The 14,693-nt window shown below is 39.5% G+C and carries 14 protein-coding genes; 3 read left to right on the top strand and 11 right to left on the bottom strand.

Annotated elements, in window-relative coordinates; genetic code table 11:
* Nucleotides 1–48: 48 nt before the first annotated feature.
* The 4 genes from M1F17_RS06360 to M1F17_RS06345 all read right to left on the bottom strand — a co-directional run bounded on the left by M1F17_RS06360 (nucleotide 49) and on the right by M1F17_RS06345 (nucleotide 3,544).
* The gene (locus M1F17_RS06360) at nucleotides 49–1,128 is read right to left on the bottom strand and encodes a linear amide C-N hydrolase (protein WP_004262105.1); all 1,080 of its coding nucleotides are present in this window, start codon (nucleotides 1,126–1,128) and stop codon (nucleotides 49–51) included.
* Between the two features lie 174 nt (nucleotides 1,129–1,302).
* Nucleotides 1,303–2,076, bottom strand: a complete 774-nt coding sequence (locus tag M1F17_RS06355) for a hypothetical protein (protein ID WP_036958473.1) — start codon at nucleotides 2,074–2,076, stop codon at nucleotides 1,303–1,305.
* 318 nt (nucleotides 2,077–2,394) lie between these two features.
* The gene (locus M1F17_RS06350) at nucleotides 2,395–2,973 is read right to left on the bottom strand and encodes a YceI family protein (RefSeq protein ID WP_004262112.1); all 579 of its coding nucleotides are present in this window, start codon (nucleotides 2,971–2,973) and stop codon (nucleotides 2,395–2,397) included.
* A 13-nt stretch (nucleotides 2,974–2,986) separates the two neighbouring features.
* Nucleotides 2,987–3,544, bottom strand: coding sequence for a cytochrome b (locus tag M1F17_RS06345; protein WP_164455272.1), 558 nt, complete (start codon nucleotides 3,542–3,544; stop codon nucleotides 2,987–2,989).
* 381 nt (nucleotides 3,545–3,925) lie between these two features.
* Here M1F17_RS06345 and M1F17_RS06340 point away from each other — a divergent pair, with 381 nt between their 5' ends.
* Entirely contained in the window at nucleotides 3,926–4,555 is a 630-nt protein-coding gene (locus M1F17_RS06340) for a glutathione S-transferase family protein (protein WP_004262116.1), read from the top strand.
* A gap of 142 nt (nucleotides 4,556–4,697) precedes the next feature.
* Here the strand turns inward: M1F17_RS06340 and M1F17_RS06335 are convergent, their stop codons facing one another.
* The gene (locus M1F17_RS06335; protein ID WP_004262117.1) at nucleotides 4,698–5,318 is read right to left on the bottom strand and encodes a malonate decarboxylase holo-ACP synthase; all 621 of its coding nucleotides are present in this window, start codon (nucleotides 5,316–5,318) and stop codon (nucleotides 4,698–4,700) included.
* Between the two features lie 210 nt (nucleotides 5,319–5,528).
* Here M1F17_RS06335 and M1F17_RS06330 point away from each other — a divergent pair, with 210 nt between their 5' ends.
* On the top strand, nucleotides 5,529–6,497 hold the full coding sequence (locus tag M1F17_RS06330) for an FUSC family protein (protein ID WP_004262118.1): 969 nt from the start codon (nucleotides 5,529–5,531) through the stop codon (nucleotides 6,495–6,497).
* Between the two features lie 139 nt (nucleotides 6,498–6,636).
* Nucleotides 6,637–7,278: an NAD(P)-dependent oxidoreductase gene (locus tag M1F17_RS06325; RefSeq protein ID WP_004262119.1), complete on the top strand. Its 642-nt coding sequence runs from the start codon at nucleotides 6,637–6,639 to the stop codon at nucleotides 7,276–7,278.
* 78 nt (nucleotides 7,279–7,356) lie between these two features.
* Here M1F17_RS06325 and iolB read toward each other — a convergent pair whose 3' ends face one another.
* From iolB to M1F17_RS06295, 6 genes are all read right to left on the bottom strand, one after another.
* The gene (gene iolB / locus M1F17_RS06320) at nucleotides 7,357–8,187 is read right to left on the bottom strand and encodes a 5-deoxy-glucuronate isomerase (RefSeq protein ID WP_004262120.1); all 831 of its coding nucleotides are present in this window, start codon (nucleotides 8,185–8,187) and stop codon (nucleotides 7,357–7,359) included.
* A 143-nt stretch (nucleotides 8,188–8,330) separates the two neighbouring features.
* The gene (gene iolE / locus M1F17_RS06315) at nucleotides 8,331–9,224 is read right to left on the bottom strand and encodes a myo-inosose-2 dehydratase (protein ID WP_144140965.1); all 894 of its coding nucleotides are present in this window, start codon (nucleotides 9,222–9,224) and stop codon (nucleotides 8,331–8,333) included.
* Between the two features lie 30 nt (nucleotides 9,225–9,254).
* A complete protein-coding gene (locus M1F17_RS06310; protein WP_110592175.1) occupies nucleotides 9,255–11,159 on the bottom strand; it encodes a bifunctional 5-dehydro-2-deoxygluconokinase/5-dehydro-2-deoxyphosphogluconate aldolase in 1,905 nt (634 codons plus the stop codon).
* A 25-nt stretch (nucleotides 11,160–11,184) separates the two neighbouring features.
* Complete coding sequence (locus tag M1F17_RS06305; protein WP_094961343.1) at nucleotides 11,185–12,318, bottom strand: Gfo/Idh/MocA family protein; 1,134 nt, start codon at nucleotides 12,316–12,318, stop codon at nucleotides 11,185–11,187.
* Between the two features lie 315 nt (nucleotides 12,319–12,633).
* Nucleotides 12,634–13,062, bottom strand: a complete 429-nt coding sequence (locus M1F17_RS06300; protein ID WP_004262128.1) for a PTS sugar transporter subunit IIA — start codon at nucleotides 13,060–13,062, stop codon at nucleotides 12,634–12,636.
* A gap of 54 nt (nucleotides 13,063–13,116) precedes the next feature.
* Complete coding sequence (locus M1F17_RS06295; protein ID WP_318837319.1) at nucleotides 13,117–14,523, bottom strand: sugar porter family MFS transporter; 1,407 nt, start codon at nucleotides 14,521–14,523, stop codon at nucleotides 13,117–13,119.
* Nucleotides 14,524–14,693: the final 170 nt, after the last annotated feature.

Here is a 14,693-nt window from a genome sequence, read left to right as displayed (position 1 = left end):
TATCAACCCCCTATAGACCAAGAGGGCTGAAATGCTTCATGGGCTCAGTTAATAACCTAACTGTTCCGCACTTAACCCTAAGAATTCAAAAGGTTTTGTAACTACATAACTGTTGGTCGCATCCCCTGAATAGATATGGCTCTGCTCTTCACCGAGGTCCAACTTTTTCACTTTTCCAGTTTCCGCTGAAAAGTCAATTTTTGCCAAATCAGTCCAAAAAATATTTGGAGTTAATGCTGACTCGAAAAAGTAGAGCTGACGTTTATGGTCAACTAATGTCCGCCAACGTGTTGACGATATTTCAGGCGAATTTTCAGACGTCAATCCGTAAGGGACAGACACATTACGTACGACACTGAAAACACTGGCGACCGCTTTATTAGGCGTTGTTTTCTGAGGAATTGCATTAATATAAAACTGCGCGCGAGCAAATCTATCAGCGGAGCGGTTAGTCCCCGGTAACATTACAGTGCCGCCAATTCCTTGCCAATATTCCTGCATTGCTAATTGCTTCTCATAAGTCGGCGAGTTAGTCATAACTTGATACTTGCGACTGTGATGAATTACCTGCTTGCCATCAATATATTCAATAATCGCGCTATCACCACTCGCATCTGATAATGATAAATGTAAAGTCGCTAACCTATCTTGTCCTGGCACATTATCTGTTGCGACTACGAGTGGATTCTTTTCTAGCTCAGCAACAGCTTCTTCCACTGTCGCATAGTTATCTAGAACATATTGCGCCCATAAAGATATCGACAACGCAGGTTGCTTATTATCTATTTGAGGATATTTTGATTCCGCGAGCCACAGTAAATTGGCAACCAGACCTTCCTCGTTCACTCCGTCCGTTGTTGAAATATCATAACCCGAGGCTATCACGCTGCCGTATTTTGATTTCCATTTTAAAGAGTTAGGCCCTGCAATGCCATCACGCTCCATCCCTCGAGGAAAGATCCATAGATTGGTACCAATATCGTATTTCCAATCCATTGTTCTTCCGGTCATTATTTGTTCATTTTCACCTAAATAAACAACTCGAGTACAAGCTTGGCTAACTGTAATCGGCATTGATATCGCAGCAGTTGCGGCAAGTGCTACGATACTTTTCTTAATAAATTGCATGCCATCTCCAAAATAGTTAAAAATAAATTTACATAATAAGCATACTACATAAATACGAACTATTTATGCTCAAAGAATAATGTATTAAAAAAAGTGCGATTAACACAATGAAATATAATAAATAATGACACAAAATGGCACCCATATTAACCAGTGCCATTTTGCTGGAAAGAATTAATTATTTACTGATGAAAATAAAGAACGTAGTAATGCAGCTTTTTTCTGATTATCAGGCATAGATAATATTTCATTATAGAAACTAATAGAGATACGGCACGCTAATGCAGGTGATTTCTTCCCTGCTTCTAAATTTCCAAGGATTGCGGTATCTTCACCATACTTTGCAGAAAGCCCACTAGCAAGCTGTGTTAATTCCTCAGAATACTCTTTTGGGGACATCAACGCCTGTTTTACACCAGCTTCACTTGAAATTAAGAGCTCATTGGTCGCTTGGATTTGTTTCAACAAAACAGCTTGGCTTTTTTGTGGTGGAATAATTTCCGCTGTTTCTCTTAAGTGCGGAAACAATGAATAAAAACACGTTTTTCCTGTTGGGTCTTCTTCTAATAAGATTTTCAGGTAATCATTCACTCTGCTAGTAAAATTAATTACGGAATCATCAGAAGCATATTCCATACGTTCTAGCACCAGCTTCATGACATTGCCAACAACCTGATCAAACAGTTGACGACGTAAATCTTCATTAGCTGGGTCGTATTGCGTGATTAGATGCTCAAAACTTTGATAGGTTTCAGGGCTTATTTTCTTCACCGTCGCGATAATCGGCAGTTCTTTTTCAACTTGGGCAAGTGCCTCTGAATGAATTGCACTATTATTTTCTGTAGATAACACATTATTATCTTTACTTAACCAATAAAAACCGAATGCGAATGCAATAAAAATAATGCTAACAATTAATGCGGTTTTACGTGAGTTATTTGTATTCAAAGTTACCCTGCCTTTTCTTGGTAAAACGGTTCCCACAAACACTTTCAAGCTACTTATATACTGTAGAACCCATCGCATATAATGTCATGGCATCTAAAAACAATAGTCATCACGGACCTAGATTATTAATGCCACGAATTGACCTATAAAAAGTGATAATGTTTATTTTAGCTTGTATCAAAGTCGTCAAGCTATAGGAATAAGGGAAAATGCGAGGCTAAGACGGGAGAATTTGCCATAAATAAACAATTTAGAAAACGCTAGATATAAAAAAACCTTCAAGACTTGAAAGCTTGAAGGTTTATTATGATAAAAATCTTATTTAACTTGAACACCTTCAACTGAAATCAACAGTTGTGCTTCTTGAGATTTAGGGCCCAAATCAGATTTGATGTTAAATTCTTTCAGCTTAATATTACCTTCAGCTTCAAAACCTGCACGGTATCCACCCCAAGGATCTTTACCTTCGCCCATTAATTTAGCATCTAATGTAATCGGCTTAGTAACACCATTTAAAGTGAAATCACCTGTGATTTTGTATGTTTCACCGTCTTTCTTCACTTCTGTTGAAACGAATTTTGCTTCAGGGAATTTTGCTGCATTTAAGAAATCACCACTGCGTAAATGTTTATCACGCTCTGCGTGGTTAGTGTCAATGCTGCCTGTCTTAATAGTTACTTCGACTTTATCTTTTGATGGGTCTTTTGCATCATAAGTGAAAGACCCATCAAAGTCTTTAAAACTACCATATACCCAGCTATAACCTAAATGCTGAATACGAAATTCAATAAACGCGTGTTGGCCTTGCTTATCAAATTGGTAAGTTTCTGCTAATGCTGAACCTGCCGTTAAAAAAAGTGCGCCAGTAGCCAGACCAAGAACCGTTTTCTTCAACATAATTATCTCCACGTTACTTATCGGGGTTAAAACCCAACATTCTTTTTAATGTAATATCACGATCAAAAAAGTGATGTTTAAAAGCTGCAAAAGCATGCAACACTGATAATAGAACCACTGCCCAAGCTAAATATAAATGAACTTCACCTGCTGTATCTGCTTGTGTTGCAGCACCCGTAAATAGTGCAGGAACCTCAAACCAATCAAATACACTGATAGGCTGTCCATCAGCGGTTGAGATTAAATAACCACTGATCAAAATACTGAACAAAATAATATAAATCAGAATTTGAACAATAATAGAGCTAGCTTTCGTTAATTTACTGTAGCTTGCTAATGGCTTCGGTGACGGTGAAATAAATCGCCAAATCACACGAAATGCCATAACAATAAATAATAATATTCCTATACTTTTATGTATCTCAGGAGCTTGATGATACCAACTATCATAATAGCCTAGTGTCACCATCCATAAACCTAAAGCGAACATTCCATATACGACAATTGCGACTAGCCAATGTATGAGCAAAGAGATATGCCCATAACGACTTGCATTATTTTTCCATTGCATGATAAAAACCATTTAGAGAAGAAGGTAATATTTTATTAACTAAGCCGTAATAATCATAAGGTGAAATTAATTTTATTCCTATCCCAAAGTTAAACAAATATTTTGTTGAAGACATTCAAATACGATCAACATAATGAAAAATAGATTACTATTTGATTTTGTCTAGTTTTAATTATAAAAGTTGAATAAAGATTCTTCCAGTTTTGTAAATGGTCGTAACTAAATACTTAGTTCATTTATTTATTAATTTCAATTAAATCTAGCTTATTCCTAATAGATATAAGCTGTTATTCATAAAATAACATTTGTAGGTCTGCCTTTTTCCCCATACATTGGTATTCTTTCTTTTAACATTGCAAACTGATTGATAGGTTAAATACTATGTATAAACTTTGGATAGCAAATAAAAACTACTCTTCATGGTCACTACGTCCCTGGGTTTTACTAAAGGTATTACAGATCCCGTTTGAAGAAAATTTGTGTTTATTTGAAAACGGCAAAAGCAGCCATGAAAAATTCAGTCGTTTTTCACCTACAGGCTTAGTCCCTTGTTTAATCGATGAAAACCAAACAATATGGGATTCTTTAGCCATCTGTGAATATGTTGCAGAAGACTACCCTCAAGTCTGGCCAAAAGAGCGAAAAGCCAGAGCATGGGCTCGTAGTGCAAGCGCAGAAATGCACTCGGGTTTTAGTGCATTACGCCAGCAATGTCCAATGGACGGTACTCATAATTCGCCACTTAACAATATTTCAATTGAATTACAAACCGACTTAAATCGATTGCAGAAATTATGGCAGGATGGGTTAAACCAATTTGGTGGTCCTTGGCTTGCAGGTAGTGAATTTACGGCTGTAGATGCTTTTTTTGCACCAGTTGCCTTTCGAATTCGCAGTTATCACTTACCTGTAAACCCAGCTGCCAAACAATGGGTTGACCGAATTTTAGTTTTACCCGCAATGAAAGAATGGCATGAAGCAGGTTTACAAGAACCCTATATTGAACACTAAAAATAGGCTAATCGGGAGGCATTATATGCCTCCAGCTTTATTTGATTAGTAAAAAATCACCTGCTCGAACATCAAAATTAATATTTAACCAATTTGTCGGTCATTCAAGCTACATTAGGTTGTTTAACAGACAAACAGCGGGCTATAATTTTTCATTCCACGGGTCTGCGGTCATAATATCGCCAAGTGGTGTGTGTAATGTAACCTGTTCATTTTTAAACCACTCAGCTAATGAAAACCCACCTTTAGGGGTTTCGATATGAATATCAATTGGGCAATAAGGAGTATTCGCCTTAATTGCAAACTCAGCAAAATCTTCTTTTTCTTGACGATGTGGACAGCGAATGACCACATCAAGGTCGCAGTCTGACAACATACTTTGGATATCTGTCGCTAAAGTGTAAGCACAACTCCCTGTTACTCCCCATTGCCAAGGCCATTTAGTCTGTGAAATGATCCATAAAACCTGCACTGGTGGTAAAGCGATAAACATTGAACGTTGTAGTTCCACCGAATTCGCCACCAAGGATTCCACATTCATAATGTGCGTAATTGCAGATTTTTCAATTTGTGTTGTGACGCGTTGGTGTGGCTTAATTCCTCTAATTGCAACAGTCAGTTTATTCTCATCCGCTTTATTTCGGTATACCGTCAACGGTAACTTACTGTTCCACTGTGAGCCGACCCATTCAGGAAGCGATTCTATCGCGACATCATTATTGCTGCCGACCCAAACAAAATCATGAGGATTGATTATTTGCATTTTATTACCTTTATGATTGCTACAACTGCTCTCCCCTATTATGCCTTTTTTGTCACATAAAAACAGAATATCGCAACCAACAATTCAACACATGCCATTTAATGGTAACTTGTCATAAATACTGAGTTCTCACCTTGAAATTTTATACCGTATATTATTTAATTACGTTATTAATTAATAGGTTAAGCCTCTATTTGTGAGCATCGGATTATGAGAACGTTTCCTGCTATCCACGATGGAATTATTTTTACCAGTTGTATGTTTTTTAGCGCCGCAACCGCTTTTGTGATCTTAGATGCACAAGCTGCGATGTGGGCAACATTCTCAACGCTGTATTCCTTTAATTTATTCAATGCAGCAAAAGAATATAAGAATTATGCCTATACCGCTTGTTGTTTATTGATGATTTTAGTCGCTATTTTTATCGGTGATACGTTACGCCTTGGTACCGCATATTATATTTATCTCGCCATTTTTTCGTTCATTTACTACCAATTGTATGGCACAGATCCTGCTATGGATTTAACCATGAAATTTATGATTATCATGTCGACAATTGGTACCATTTTACCTGATATATCCAAAAGCTTAGCGTTAGGGTTTATTATTGGTAGTGGAGTAACGTTAATTACGTATTATGTCCTTAGCCATAAAATGACACGCCATAGTGTAATAACGAGCGCTTTAGTTGAACAAAATTTGTTTACGTTGAGAAAAAATATTATCCCACGCTCAATGATTTATGCTTTGGGGCTATTACTCGCGCTCGCTATTCCTCGCAGTATAGATCTAGGGCACTTTTATTGGACATTACTGACCTTCGTTTTTGTATTGCATCCAAAATCACAAAGTATCGTTAAAATTACTTTGCAGAGGGTCTTAGGCAGTCTTATTTCTGTCTTATTATTGTATTTTTTATTCAATTTACCCTTTATGCCGTATATCGGCTTAATTGCAGTCGTGGTGTTCGCCTTTTTAATGCCGATGAGCTTTCATCACGGATATACGTTTATGACGTTTGTCGTGACAAGCTTAATTTTGTCCATTCTTGAGCTCGTTATATATTGGCGTCACCCAACCTATGAATTATTGTTTGACCGCGTTCTTGAAACCGCCTTAGGAGGAACCATCGCCATTATGACGAGTATTATTTTAAAGTTATTTAGAGAAACGAAATAAAATTAAGCATATTCCCCAATAAGAACGTTTGTTCTATACTCAAAAAGAACACATTGGGAAAACAAGTCTTAGTCCTAAAGCCTAGCCCTATCAGTATCATTATTCTTGAGTGAGGCACTCAAGCAAAGAGGAACTGAAGATGAAAATATCGATTATTGGCGCAACGGGTTTTGTCGGCAGAGCATTAGTCGCTGAAGCGTTGCTTCGGCACCACCAAGTGACGGCTATTTCTCGTCATAGTAATCAATTATTTCAGCACGCTCTTTTAATCACCGCCGCTGGTGATATTACAGATATCCCATGGTTAACCTCTCGGCTTAAAGGACAGGATGTCATCATCAGCGCGTTTAATGGTGGCTGGCAAAATCCGAATTTGTATCAAGATACCGTGGCAGGAAACCAGGCCATTTTACAAGCAGTACAAAAATCGATGGTAAAACGATTTATTGTGGTCGGTGGTGCAGGAAGCCTAAAAATTGCTTCAGGTATTGATTTAATTGATTCCCCCGATTTTCCTGCCGAAATAAAACCAGGCGCTCAAGCAATGAGGGAATTTAAGAACCAATTACAATCCATTGATTCATTGGATTGGACCTACATTTCCCCAGCCGCAATACTCGAGGAAGGAGAAAGAACAGAAACCTTCCGTCTTGGAGGCGAACAATTGCTGATGAATGGCAACGTTCCTGCGAAAATATCAGTTGAAGATTTTGCGGTAGCTGTACTTGATGAGGTAAATAATAGGCAGTTCATTCGCCAACAATTTACTGCAGCATATTAAGTTTAACCGAAAAAAGCCGGTAAATATTTACCGGCAAAGATAGATAACAGAACTTAATTCACATATTTCTACTTTAACTTACTTTTCACTATGTTTCGCTGCATAGATTTCACTATTCACCCAGTTATGGTCTTTTTCCCATGTAAATAACCACTTACGGGTTGGCCCTGCCATCACATTAAGGTAATAGTTATCATAACCAGCCACTGTCGCCATTGGGTGATACCCTTTTGGTACCATAACAACATCTTTGTTATACACCGCCATACATTCATCTAACTCGCGATCATCCGTGTAAACGCGCTGCATACAGAAACCTTGGGAAGGATTTAAACGATGATAATAGGTTTCTTCTAGATAAGTTTCATTGGGTTCATTATCGGTATCATGTTTATGGCTTGGATAAGAGCTAGTGCAGCCTTCATCTGTAAAGACCTCCACGACTAATAAGCTATCAGCGGCTTTATCATCCGGCAAAATATTATGCACATAGCGTTTGTTATAACCATGGCCACGTTGTTCCGCACCAATATCATCAGGGCCAATTAAACGAGTTGGGTAAGTTCCTTTTCCTTTTGCCCTGCAAACTGCCAATTCAAGGTCGGTATCCGCCATGACCTCAGCAAACTCTTGCGCTGTAACATACACCGCATACGGCTTTTTACGCTCGAAAGGATCCATACGGTCACCAATATTTTCAAACGCTTGATTCGGTGTTTTAATTGTCGCTTTCCCCGCCACCAGCACTAAGCACATTTCATTTTCAGAGGCAGGCAAGGAGATAGACTCGCCTTGTTTTAATTCATAAACATCAAAGTGAACATATCCCCAGTTAGCGATTTTCGGAGTGATATGCTGAGTTCGCTTATGTGCATCTGGAGCATGGTATTTCGACAATAATTTTGACATAACTTTCCTCTGACACTTTTTAGGTTCTAGATATGTAATTCTTTTCAGTTACTAACCGTTTCATCAATTAAACAGTTCAGTTTGTGGCTAGAGTCAGCAAACAAAGCTAACAACGCCACAGACTGAAATATGACGACGACGATTTAGATTAAGCCCGCATCCTTAGCAAATTTAGACAAATTGTTGTAACCCAATGTGGCATAAGTCAATGGATGTGCAATCGCAGGGTCTTGCTCTGCTTCGACCACTAACCAACCATTTTCATATTGGCTATTTTTCAATACTTTAAACACTTCTGGATAGTTAACGCAGCCATCACCGGGTACCGTGAACACCCCTGCTAATACTGCATTTAAGAAACTGGTTTTACGGTTTTTAACATCTTTTAGAACATCTGCACGGACATCTTTGCAATGCACATGATTGATACGTTTTGCCCAGCGTTTTGCCACTTCAACCGGGTCTGCACCGGCAAAGGTTAAATGCCCTGTATCCAGTAATAAACCGACCTCATCCCCTGTATGTTTCATTAAATTATCCACATCTTCTGCGGACTCGATCACTGTCCCCATATGATGATGATAGGCAATCTTAACCCCTTGAGATAAAGTATATTTTGCGAATTCGGTCAATTTTTTACCGTATTCTTCCCATTTATCGGCTGGGAACAATGGGCGCATATGAACAGGTTTGTTTTGGTCGCCATGAATACAGTGAGTCACTTCCGCGAAAACCATCACTTTAGCGCCTAAATCACGTAGCAATGCTAAGTGCTCTTGTACCGCTTCAATTTCTTCTTCCACACTGCGAGATAATAATTCTCCCGAATACCAGCCTGAAACCAGTTGTAAATCATGCTGCTTTAAGATCGGCCCTAAGATTTCCGCTTTACGTGGAAATTTATTACCTAGCTCAAAACCAGCGAAACCCGCTTGACGACCTTCAGTTAAACATGTTTCTAGAGACGTTTCTGCCCCTAAAGTGGGTAAATCATCATTCGTCCATGTCAACGGGTTGATACCAAGTTGGATTGCCATGATGAAGCTCCTGTGTAGGTAAAAGTAATATTATTTACGCTGACGCCATAGGGCTATCAGGTTTAAGTAATTGGTTTTGATTTTCTGCACCAGCTCATCGTCATTGATTTCACCTTTCATCCACTCCAACGAAGGCTTACCAAATAAAGTGCGGCCAACAGCAAATCCTTTGACGATTGATTTCCCAGCGGCTGCGTTGAAGCCTGCTTGTAGCTCAGCTTGTGGTGCGTCAAGTCCTAAGAGCACGACACCGCGGCAATAAGGGTCACGTTCTTGAATTAATTGATCAACTGCATCCCAGTTTTGCGCTTGTAGTGGTGGCAATTTCCACCAATCTGGTTTTATACCTAAGTTATAGAAGCGTTTGATTGCGCGTAAATACAGCTCATCGTTGCGTTCCATATCTGCGGGCAATATCACCTCGAGCAACAATTCATGCCCTGATTGGCAGCAAGCGCTATACACTTCTTGAACCGTTTTTTCTTGCTCTAAGCGCAGTGGATGGTTGTCTTCTGGGTGAAAAAATACCAAACATTTGACAATATGCTCTTTTGGCCAGCTAATCAGCTGAGAGCCAATATTCCCATGCTCTAAGCATAATGGTCTTGACGCAGGTAGCTCAATTGGGCGGCCTATCCACCAACCACGGCCGGTTACATCATTCAATACGTCTTGGCCAAATGTACTATCACAGAGTAACCCTGCTTTCCCCTGCAGATTTGCCTCTTCGGCCACTTCACTACTAGCGCGGTAAATCAATTTTTTCAGGGTTGGAATGCAAGAGATATCAACCCCTGCGAGGCGTGCCATATCAACAAATTGAATGCGGTGGTCAAATGCCATAACACAAAGTTCATTCCATTGTGTGCTACGTGAAGTCACACGGTGCAAATGGTTAAGCATCGGGTCAAGATCTGGGCGTGGAACTGCAGCTGCACGCTCAAGGTAATTATCCAACTCGATTTTTGTTGGCATTGCAGGCGCACAGCCATGGCGCGAAACCACTAGAGCCCCACAAGCATTCGCATAAGCGCAGGCTTTTTCCCAACCATCGCCGTTTAGATAACCGCGAAGTAGGCCAGACATAAATGCATCACCGGCACCTAATACGTTGAGAACTTCAACTCTCACACCATGAACGGTGATCCCTTCGTCCAACGTTTCTGGGATCTCACCACTAAATACCGAGCAGCCAAGAGAGCCGCGTTTACACACCAGTTCCGCATCCGTTAATTGGCGAATGTTCTTAAGTGCTTGTACGGTATCCGTCGTCCCGCCTGCAATATGAAATTCTTCTTCTGTACCGACAATCAAATCGAACATCGATAATACGTCTTGCAGTTGTTGCGTGACACTATCGGAAGCAATAAAACGCGTTTCACCATCACCCAAAGAGGTCAGTCCCCATAAGACCGGGCGATAATCAATATCAATGGCTGTTTTGACATTATTACGTTTAGCATATTCCAACGCTTTTAGTACTGCCGCGCGAGTTTTCGGGTTAGATAAATGCGTTCCTGTAATTGCCAAGCAGCGTGCAGATGCAATATATTCTTCAGAGAAATCGTCTGGCGTAATCGCCATATCTGCGCAGTTATCACGATAGAAAATTAATGGGAAAGTATCCTGATCTTTAATCCCTAAGATAACTAATGCCGTTAATCTGTCTTTGTCTGTAATAAGATGGCTAGTATCACAGCCTACACGCTGTAACTCCTCACGTAAAAAGCGCCCCATGTGTTCATCCCCCACACGGGCAAGCATTGATGATTTCAATCCTTGTATTGCAGTGCCGAATGCAACGTTTCCTGAAGAGCCGCCTAAATATTTGGCAAACGAGCTCACATCTTCTAAACGAGAACCTATCTGTTGTCCGTACAGGTCAACGGCAATACGGCCCATACAGATAACATCTAACTTCTTCTGCTTATCCATTAATTACCCCTTAACTACAACAGAATTAATTGATTTCTTTAACGTTAACCCAACGTTGTTCGTCATATGAACGTGCTATCGCGTCTAATATTCGTGATACTTTCCAGCCTTCTTCAAAATCAGGCCACATTGGCTGCCCTGTTGCAACGCCATCAATTAAATCACGCACTTCAACTGTTTTTTGGTCATTGAAGCCAATACCATGACCTGCAGCATTACAAAATGGTGCATAATCCGGGTGTTCTGGTCCAACAAAAATTGTTTTAAAACCTTGGCGGTTGCTAGGTTCATCATGGCGATAGAGCTTTAGCTCTGCCATTCTTTCTTGAGTGAAAGACAACGTTCCTTTGGTGCCGGTCACCACATAGGTTAGCCCCATTTTACGGCCAGCTGCGATTCGTGAAGTTTCAATGACGCCCATTGCGCCACCAGCAAAACGTACCATGGCATGCGCTTGGTCTTCATTTTCAACCGTAACCATAACGGTTGAACCCGTTTTTTCAGGGCGCTGTTTAATCACAATTTCCATATCACCACAGACGGTTTCAATATCCCCTACTAGGAATTGCGCCATATTGATAATGTGTGCAGACAAGTCCCCCAAAGCACCTAACCCTGCTTTTTCTTTAAAGCAATGCCAGTGAATTGGAGCGCTAGGGTCAGCCATATAATCTTCATTATGAGTGCCATAAAAATGGATAACTTCCCCGATTTCGCCATTTGCAATGATTTCTTTGGCTAGCTGCGAAGTTGGGTTTTTCATATAGTTAAAACCCACTAACGTTAAGACGCCGGCTTGTTTAGCCGCTTCGACCATTTCTTTGGCATCTTCAGAATTGAGTGCTAATGGTTTTTCACAATAAACATGTTTACCATGCTTAATTGCCTCCATTGCCATTTCTTTGTGCAGGAAATTAGGCGAGCAAATATCCACTACATCAATATTTGGATCTGCAACTAATTTGCGCCAGTCATCCGTTGCACGATTAAAACCCATTTCCTGAGCTCGGGTTTGTGCTAGCTCAGCGGTAATTTCTGCAATCATTTCGCGAACCAATTTCCCCTGCAATGGAAAAACGGTTGGTGCTTGTGCATAAGCAATGGCATGAGCTCGTCCTATATAGCCAGTACCTATCATCCCGATACGGATCTCTTTCATCTGTTCTACCTCTCGCTCATTTCTTGTAGTGCAATAGCTGGCCCAATATTCGTTCCAGATTTTATTTCAATAATGATGTTATACGGAACATTCGTTTCATTTTCAATATTATTAGAAACATTAATTTCATTATGTGATCTAACGTTAATTTTTAGTGTAATTAATTAATTTATAAGAAAATAAATATTAAATTTAAAGAAAGGAAAAATAATAGAGTCGTGATGAGATGGAATAAAATGAAATAGAATAACTAAAAATGAAATTTATTGAGTATGGGATCTGGCAAAGATCCCATTCTCTCTTCAAAACTAAAAATTAACGATGAAGAATACTTAAAAACTCTTCTTTACTTGAGGTCAGAGACAGTGCATTGGCAATAAATTCGTCACTAAAAATCAACGCAATTTCCCTAAGTACATCAATATGTTCCCTTGATTTTGCAATCACGCCTATGGCAATGAACATCACATTGGTTCTGTCCCAAATAACACCGTCAGGAAATTGAAAAATTTCAACACCGGTATGCAAGATAATATCATTGGCGGACTTAGGTAGATGTGGCAACGTGATGCCATTCCCCAAGAATGTTGATATCTGTTGCTCCCTTTCCGTTAAGAAATGTACACAATCCCTATCAACATAACCTTTATTTTTAAATTCCGTACCAACCATTTTGAGTACTTCAGCTTTATTTCTTGCCTGACAACCTAAATGCAAATTACTTGTGGTTAGTTGTTCTATCATATCCAACCCTCGATTAAGTTAATTAGGTATATTCACACCACCAATAAGTAATAATTACATTGATGAGAGCTCTTCTTCTAATTGCTCTAATGATTTGTTTGATGTTTCTAGCAATAACTTCACGACAAAAACGATAGCTAAGTAGTTTATTACCGCAAAAATTAAGAATACCGGACCTAAACCAAGTTCTGCTTGTAATACAGGGAATAAATAACTCACAATCGCATTCATAATCCACATAAAGAAGACCGAGATCCCCATGGATAACCCGCGAATTTTAAGTGGGAATAGCTCAGCAAGTACCACCCACGTTAAAAAGCCCATCGTTCCTTGCATAACCCCAACAAACACCGCGCCAAGTAACCAAATTAATGTTGCTTTAACATCCCCGGTTAAAAAGTAGTCTGTAGCTGCAATTAATAAGTGTAACGATGCCATTAGCGCAAAACCACCAACAATCAGTGTCTTACGTTTAAATCGGTCAACAAGGAATAACACCCCTATCACCATACCACCAACAGAAAAAACACCATTTAATACGTTGAAAACTAAAGATGTTTGCTCAGAAAAACCCGCTGTTTTGAGAATTTCTGTGCCATAATACATAATAACGTTAACCCCAGTTGTTTGCTGTAATGCCGCCCACACCATCCCAATTAAAACCAATTTAAAAATCCAAGGTGTATTAAAAATTAACGCTAAATTTTGTTTATTGGCATTCGGATGACGTTTAGCTTCCGCAGCTTCAACATCTAATAACGTCACGATATCTTCATATTCTTGAATTGCACGTTTTTCAGGACGAATTTGCTTCAGTATTTTCAAGGCTTCTTCACGACGGTTTTTACTCATTAACCAACGTGGGCTTTCAGGCGCTTTCCACATACCAAATAGCAAGCACAACGCGGGCACGGCTTGTACTAACAGCATATAACGCCAAACATCAGGAAGATGGCCCCAAATTGAACCGATAATCGCATTAATAGCAAATGCTGCTAGCTGCCCGATAACAATAGCAACTTCATTTAACCCAGTGAGTTTCCCCCGCATTTCAGTCGGAGCCACTTCAGAAATAAATGTCGGTGCCGTCACAGAGGCACCACCCACCGCAAAGCCCAATATAAACCGAGCAATAAGAAGAACTTCAATATTTGGGGCTGCCGCAGATAAAAATGCCCCAAATAAAAACAGAAATGAGAGGTAAAGCAAATAAGTACGGCGCCCGACAAAGTCTGCTACACGTCCGCCACAAACACTACCTAATGCTGCGCCCACTAATAGGACACTCATTACCAGCCCTTCCGTGGTTGGCGTTAAGCCCATGTTTTCTTTCAGTGATGAAAATGCACCGTTAATGACACCAGTATCATAACCAAATAGTAATCCACCAAAGGTTGCAACCAAGGTTATTTGGTGCAACCTTTTTCTCTGTTGTTGATTGAGATTCATGATTAATGACATATTATTACCTTATTATTTGAATCATTATGTCTTACCAAAAAAACAATTTTTCAATATTTAAATAAATGTTTAATGTTAAATATTAAATATTAAATAATGAAATAAGTTTCTGGCACTCTGGTTTGAATCGCTACTTTGCTAGCTTTAGGCCTGATCGATAAACTCTTTGA

The sequence above is a fragment of the Providencia sp. PROV073 genome, assembly GCF_033688125.1.
In the GTDB taxonomy this organism is placed as follows: Bacteria; Pseudomonadota; Gammaproteobacteria; order Enterobacterales; family Enterobacteriaceae; genus Providencia; species Providencia hangzhouensis.
Note: the sequence above shows the minus strand (reverse complement) of the source record. Positions and strands in the feature narration are given on the sequence as shown.

Excerpts from the sequence above, each read along its gene's own strand:
- iolE (WP_144140965.1), bottom strand. The coding sequence starts at position 9,224 with ATGGCAATCCAACTTGGTATCAACCCGTTGACATGGACGAATGATGAT.
- M1F17_RS06310 (WP_110592175.1), bottom strand. The coding sequence starts at position 11,159 with ATGGATAAGCAGAAGAAGTTAGATGTTATCTGTATGGGCCGTATTGCC.
- M1F17_RS06340 (WP_004262116.1), top strand. The coding sequence starts at position 3,926 with ATGTATAAACTTTGGATAGCAAATAAAAACTACTCTTCATGGTCACTA.
- M1F17_RS06295 (WP_318837319.1), bottom strand. The coding sequence starts at position 14,523 with ATGTCATTAATCATGAATCTCAATCAACAACAGAGAAAAAGGTTGCAC.
- iolB (WP_004262120.1), bottom strand. The coding sequence starts at position 8,187 with ATGTCAAAATTATTGTCGAAATACCATGCTCCAGATGCACATAAGCGA.
- M1F17_RS06335 (WP_004262117.1), bottom strand. The coding sequence starts at position 5,318 with ATGCAAATAATCAATCCTCATGATTTTGTTTGGGTCGGCAGCAATAAT.
- M1F17_RS06330 (WP_004262118.1), top strand. The coding sequence starts at position 5,529 with ATGAGAACGTTTCCTGCTATCCACGATGGAATTATTTTTACCAGTTGT.
- M1F17_RS06325 (WP_004262119.1), top strand. The coding sequence starts at position 6,637 with ATGAAAATATCGATTATTGGCGCAACGGGTTTTGTCGGCAGAGCATTA.
- M1F17_RS06360 (WP_004262105.1), bottom strand. The coding sequence starts at position 1,128 with ATGCAATTTATTAAGAAAAGTATCGTAGCACTTGCCGCAACTGCTGCG.
- M1F17_RS06305 (WP_094961343.1), bottom strand. The coding sequence starts at position 12,318 with ATGAAAGAGATCCGTATCGGGATGATAGGTACTGGCTATATAGGACGA.
- M1F17_RS06345 (WP_164455272.1), bottom strand. The coding sequence starts at position 3,544 with ATGCAATGGAAAAATAATGCAAGTCGTTATGGGCATATCTCTTTGCTC.
- M1F17_RS06300 (WP_004262128.1), bottom strand. The coding sequence starts at position 13,062 with ATGATAGAACAACTAACCACAAGTAATTTGCATTTAGGTTGTCAGGCA.
- M1F17_RS06350 (WP_004262112.1), bottom strand. The coding sequence starts at position 2,973 with ATGTTGAAGAAAACGGTTCTTGGTCTGGCTACTGGCGCACTTTTTTTA.